The 6044-nt window shown below is 61.6% G+C and carries 6 protein-coding genes; all 6 read left to right on the forward strand.

Annotated features, from left to right (window positions below; genetic code table 11):
- Positions 1–189 precede the first annotated feature (189 nt).
- Complete coding sequence (locus AC1DUU_RS20685) at positions 190–1062, forward strand: sugar phosphate isomerase/epimerase family protein (protein ID WP_476785273.1); 873 nt, start codon at positions 190–192, stop codon at positions 1060–1062.
- A 193-nt stretch (positions 1063–1255) separates the two neighbouring features.
- Positions 1256–2134, forward strand: a complete 879-nt coding sequence (locus tag AC1DUU_RS20690) for a branched-chain amino acid ABC transporter permease (RefSeq protein ID WP_476785274.1) — start codon at positions 1256–1258, stop codon at positions 2132–2134.
- A 35-nt stretch (positions 2135–2169) separates the two neighbouring features.
- A complete protein-coding gene (locus tag AC1DUU_RS20695) occupies positions 2170–3942 on the forward strand; it encodes a branched-chain amino acid ABC transporter ATP-binding protein/permease (RefSeq protein ID WP_476785275.1) in 1773 nt (590 codons plus the stop codon).
- Positions 3935–4642, forward strand: a complete 708-nt coding sequence (locus AC1DUU_RS20700) for an ABC transporter ATP-binding protein (RefSeq protein ID WP_476785276.1) — start codon at positions 3935–3937, stop codon at positions 4640–4642. The genes AC1DUU_RS20695 and AC1DUU_RS20700 overlap by 8 nt, the downstream gene beginning before the upstream one ends.
- 6 nt (positions 4643–4648) lie before the next feature.
- Positions 4649–5152: a thioesterase family protein gene (locus tag AC1DUU_RS20705; RefSeq protein ID WP_476785277.1), complete on the forward strand. Its 504-nt coding sequence runs from the start codon at positions 4649–4651 to the stop codon at positions 5150–5152.
- Positions 5149–6044: GMC family oxidoreductase (locus AC1DUU_RS20710; RefSeq protein WP_476785278.1), on the forward strand; the 896-nt coding region annotated here is incomplete at its 3' end. The genes AC1DUU_RS20705 and AC1DUU_RS20710, both read left to right, overlap by 4 nt.

Here is a 6044-nt window from a genome sequence, read left to right on the forward strand (position 1 = left end):
CGCAGCGAAGCCCGTTTCGTCCGCTACCGCGAGGAACTGCTGCGCGAATTCGGGCTGCACTGAAGCATAGGCGCGCTCGACTGGTCACGATGTAGAGCCCCGGTTTTCGCCTTGTTGGATTTGGCGACAACGCGCATGGGTGAATGGATAGTCCGAACGGACCTGTGAGCAGGCGTCAAAGCCGGCATCTTGAGCAAAGATCAGCCGCAGGACGCCATGACCAAGCCGCGCGAATATGTCTGTAGTTCCCACACGATCAGTGGTGTTGTGCCGGGAGGACCGGTGGCCTCGCGACACGCCTTCGCTCCAAGGGTCGAGGCGTGCGCCGCCGCCGGCTACACCGGCATGTGCTTGCATTTCCGCGACTATTCCGAGCAGCGGCAGGCGGGATTTGACGATGCCGAGCTGCGCCAGATCCTCAAGCGGAACGGCATGAAGCACGTGTCGGTCGAGTTCCTGACTGACTGGTGTCTCGACGGCGAGGCGGGCGAGGTCGCGCGTCGCAACGAGATAACAGCGTTTCAGGCGGTGAAGGCTTTTGGTGCCAAGGTGCTCAATGTTGGTCCCGATCTCGGTGGACGCGGCATAGCCATGGAGGTCATGCGGGAGCGGTTTGCGGCACTTTGCGCGCGTGCCGCTCGGCACGACATCGAAATCGCGCTCGAACTGGTCGCCTGGGGAAATGTGCGCGACGTCGCTATCGCGTTGCGCCTCATCGAGGGCATTCCCAACGCCGGCTTGGTGATCGATGCGTGGCACATCTTCCGCGCCGGCGTGCCACTGGGCGAGTTGAAGCGAATTACTGCCGACCGTGTGCTCTGCGTCCAGGTCAACGATGCGGAGGCGGAGCCAAGCGGAACGCTTGCGGACGACACGATGAATCGAAAATTGTGCGGGCTAGGCGCCTTTGACCTCAAGGCATTCATAGGGACTCTCGACGGCATGGGCGTTCAAGTGCCGCTAACTGTCGAGATCATTTCTCCACAGCAGGCGGGACGCGAGCTGAAAGATGCCGCGGCGGTATCCTTTCTGAGCGCAAGACGCTGCTTCGACAGGATTTGACGCGCTGACGAGGTGCTGTTGCGCCTGTTTTCCTGTCTGGAATTTGCACGGCCACGTTAGTCCGTTCGAACGATGTTGCGGCAGCGGCGGCTCCGCATAAGCTCGTTGCAAAAATACCTACCCTCATCATGCGTTCGGGTTAGCCCGGCGCCAGCAAGGGCAGGGTCATAAGTGCGGTCAGGGAGGCGAGCTTATGCTCAGTGAAATACTGATCATCGTGATACGCGGGATCGCCATCGGGTCGATCTTCGCCACCATCGCGATGAGCTTCAATATCGTCCATGGCGCGACGAATATCTTCAATTTTGCCCAGGGCAACATGTTCATCCTGGGCGGTTTCGCCGCCTATTTCCTGGCCAATCAGGTGGGGCTTGGGCAGTGGACGCTGATGCTGGTCCTCACCGGCCTGCTCATTGCCGCCGTGATCACCTTCCAGGGCTACATCACGCTTTTGCCGCTACGCTCTTCGGTCGAGCAGGATAGCTGGCTGATCTCGACCGTTTCGGTTTCCGTGATTGTCGCTGCACTTTTGATGATCACACAGGGGCCCTTCGCCTATTCCGTCTCCAGTGTCGTGCCGAGCTTCCGCATTCTGGGCACGCGTACGCCGGGGGCCTATGCGCTGGCGATTGTGGCGATGATCTTCTGGTTCTTCGCGCTGCGCTTTTTCTTGCGCAAGACCTTCATTGGTCTCGCCATCAGCGCGTTGTCGCAGGATTTCGATGCCGCTCGTGCCGCTGGCCTTCCCGTGCGCCGCCTGCAGTTGGTCTCGTTCGCCATCAGTGGCCTGATGGTCGGCACTGTCGGTTTCCTGGTTGCGCCGGTGATTTCGGTGAGCCCTGACGCCGGCCTGAAATACGTGCTCAACGGCTTTGTCGCGGCTGTGGTTGGCGGCATCGGCTCCAACGCCGGAACGCTGATCGGCGGTCCGCTCGTCGGCGTGGTCGCCATGCTGACCGCCTACAAGGTTGGTGGCGCCTACCAGGACCTGGCTTCGCTGCTGGTGCTGGTGATCATCCTGATGTTCCGACCGCAGGGCTTGTTCGGCCGCGTTGGCGCAAGGCGGGTGTGACCATGCGGGCGAATGCAAACGTGCAGACTGGGCCCATGTCCGTGACCGCAGAAACCAGGCCGAAAGGTCGCTTCAACTCCGATCTGACGCAGGTTTGGATCGGCGTGGCACTGATCGCGATCACCGGATTCGGCCCGGTCATCCTCGGCAATTCCTACTGGATCCACACGTTCCAGCTGGTCAACATCTATATCGCTGCGGCGATCTTCCAGAACATGCTGTTTGTCGATGCCGGCCAGAAATCGTTTGGCCAGGGCGCGATCCTCGGGCTTGCCGCCTATGGCGCGGCTATCCTCTATGGGCTGCATGACTGGCCGTTCGCGCTGGCAGCGCTTGGCGGCATCGTCGCTGCGGTTCTTGGCGGCCTGCTGTTTGCCTTGCCGGCACTGCGCGTGCAGGGTTTCCATCTTGGCTTCGTGACCATGAGCGCTGCGATCGTATTCCCGCAGCTTTTGGTCACGCTCGACAAGTGGACCAACGGCATCAACGGCATCAGCGTTTCCGTGCCGGAACTGACCGATCCCGTTGTCTTCGGCATGTCGCCGCTGGCGATTGCCGTGGCCGTGTTTCCGATGATAGCGCTTGCCGCGCATTACCATATCCGCCGTTCTAAGCTCGGCCGCAGCATGTTCGTCGCGGCACTGAGCCCGGAAGCCGCGCGCTCGCTGGGCATCAAGCCGGGCGTGATGCGCTTCGTAGCCTTCATTGTCGCCTCGATCGGCACCGGCATCTGCGGCATCCTCTATCTGCCGACGGTCGCTTTTGTCAGCCCGCAAGGCTTCAACATCGAGCTTTCGTTTGTCTTCTTCTTCGCCGTCGTCGTCGGCGGGCGCGGTCAGATGCTCGGCCCCATCATCGGCATCTGGATCGTCTTCATCCTGCCCAACATCCTGCTGGCGCAGTTCGTCGAATACCGCTTGCTGATGTATGGCTGCCTGACGCTGGCGGCGGTGTTGATTTTCCCTGACGGCATCGTCGGCTCGATCGAGCGTTTGCGCGCCAAACGCAAGCAGACCGGTGGCGGCGAACAGGCTTTCCGTATCGACGGTTTCCTCGCCAATCTCCAGTCGGGCAAGGTGGCGCGCGAACCAACCGAACAACTTGCCGTCGAGGTGCGCAACGGCACCAAGAAGTTCGGCCAGGTGGTGGCTGTCGACAACGTCAACCTCAAGGTACGCAAGGGTGAGGTTCACGGCCTGATCGGCGCCAATGGTTCTGGCAAGACTAGCCTGCTCAATGTTCTGACCGGTCTCAGCCGCCTGAACACAGGTTCGTTCATGATCAACGGTGTCGATGCGACCAACATGGCCGCCGACCGCATTGCCAATATGAGCCTTGGCCGCACCTTCCAGGCGCCACGCATCTTCAGCCAGCTGTCGCTATGGGACAATCTGAAGATCGGCATGGACGCCCGCGTGGGGGCTGCGAGCCCCGACATCACGGCACTTGCCAAGGCGATGGAGAGCGAGTTCGGCCAGGACAGCGCCAATCTTCTGTCGCACGGCCAGCGCCGGCTGGTGGAGGTGATGCGCACGGTGCTCAAGGAAGCCACCATCGTGCTGTTCGACGAGCCGGCCGCCGGCCTGTCGCAGGGCGAGCGTACCAACTTCGCCAATCTGGTCAAATTCCTGAGCCGACAGATGGGCAAGACCGTCATCCTTGTCGAACACGACCTCGACCTTGTTTGGGGTATCGCCGACACCATCACAGTTCTGGAACAGGGCCGGGTGGTTTCCTCGGGTAAGCCGGATATGGTCGCCAAGGACCCGGCGGTGCAGCATATGTTCGTGGGGTCGCGCCATGCTTGAGGTCAAGAATCTTGTGGCGGGCTACGGCACGATCCCGGTACTGCGGGATGTCTCGCTGACGGCCAAGGCAGGTGAGATCCTGCTTGTCGGCGGCGAGAACGGTGCTGGAAAGTCGACATTGATGCGGGCGATCGCCGGCTTCAACAAGCCCGATAGCGGTCAGGTGCTGCTGCAGGGCAGGTCGATCGGCGGGTTGGCGCCGGAAAAAGTGGCGCAATCGGGATTGCGGCTCGTGCTCGACGGGCACCGGGTGTTTCCCGAGCTCAGCGTGTTCGACAATTTGCGCATGGGAGCTGCGGCACGGCGCGGCGACCGGGCCGGTTTCAACAATGCTGTCGAGGAAATTTACGCGGTTTTTCCGATCCTCAAGGAAAAGCACAAGCTCTACGCCCGTGACCTGTCAGGCGGACAGCAGCAGATGCTGGCGCTCGGCCAGGCCTTCATCGCTCAGCCGAAGGTTCTGCTCTGCGACGAACCTTCGATGGGCCTCGCCCAGGCGCTTCTGCCGCCGATCCTCGCCTTCCTGCGCCGGTGGGCGCAGACCGGGACGGCGGTTGTCATCGTCGAGCAGCATCTTGCTGTGACAGCACCTTATGCCGATCGCGCGATGATCATCGAGCGCGGCAAGGTGAAATTCTCCTGCCTGGCATCCGAACTCGACGAGAAATTGAACGCTCCGGCTCCAGCGGCGGCGGAGTAAGGACGGATGGCTGGAGAGGATGCGGCTGCGAGCGAGACGCCGCGCCCACATATAAGCTTTCGCGGCAGCGTCGAGCCGCATTGGCTCGACGTCAATCGGCATATGAACGTGTCGTGGTACGACCGGGTGTTCGACATCGCCGAGACCGAACTGTTCGAGGTGTTCGGCATCCATGACGACTACATCCGCAGTACCAGCTACAGCTTCTTTCGGCTGGAAAAGAGCGTGCGCTACGAGCGCGAGCTGATGCCTGACGCCAAGCTAGAGGCGCGCAGTACCGTGCTGTGGACCGACCTCAAGCGCGTCCACCATTTCCACGAATTGTGGAACGTCGACCAGGATTATCGGGCAGCGACCGTCGAGGGCCTGTCGATCCATGTCGACCTGCGCGTGCGCAAGGCCGCGAAGATCGTCGTGCCAGATGTAGCCGACCGCCTGTCGGCGTTGGCGACCGAACACGCGCATCTGCCTTGGCCAAAGGGCGTGCTGCGGCGAGATTTCAAGAAATGACAAGCACCGACGACCTCGAATTCGACTACGTCATCGTTGGCGCAGGTGCCGCCGGCTGCGTGCTTGCCGCAAGGCTTTCAGAAAACCCCGAAATGCGTGTGGCAGTCATCGAGGCGGGCGGGCTGGACAAGGCGCTGTTGCTGAAGATACCGGGCGCCAATATCGCGACCGGCACTAACCCGGCCTACAACTGGGGCTACGAGACTGAACCGGTAAAGGCATTGGGCGGGCGGCGGCTCTACTGGGCGCAGGGGCGTATCGTTGGCGGGTCGAGTTCGATCAACGGCATGATGTATATGCGCGGCCATCGCAGCGACTATGACAACTGGAAGGCGCTCGGCTGCGACGGCTGGGGTTATGACGACGTCTTGCCCTATTTCATGAAGTCGGAGACCAACGAACGTGGCGCGAGCGCCATCCATGGCGACAACGGGCCGTTGCAGGTTTCCAAGGGGCAGGGCACAGCTCCGGTCTGCGACATGTTCCTCGACGCTGCCAGGCAGGAAGGGTTGCCGCTCACCGACGACCTCAACAAGGATGCGCCCGAGGCTTTCGGTCATGTAGACATGACCATCGGCAAGGGCAAGCGGTCGAGCGCGTCTGCGGCGTTCCTGCATCCGGCGCTGAAGCGGCCCAATTTGACGCTGTTCGTCGATGCGCCAGTCCTTCGTGTCGTCATCGAGCGCGGCATCGCCACTGGCGTGGAGTTCGCCCGGGCGGGACAGGTGAAACTGGCGTGCGCGCGCAAGGAGGTGATCCTTTCCGGCGGTGCGGTCAATTCGCCGCAATTGTTGATGCTGTCGGGCGTTGGGGAAGCAGCACGACTGCAGAAACTCGGCATCAAGCCGGTGGCCGACAGGCCAGAGGTTGGAAAGAATCTTCAGAATCACCC

Source organism: Aminobacter sp. P4_H6_2 (assembly GCF_056400805.1).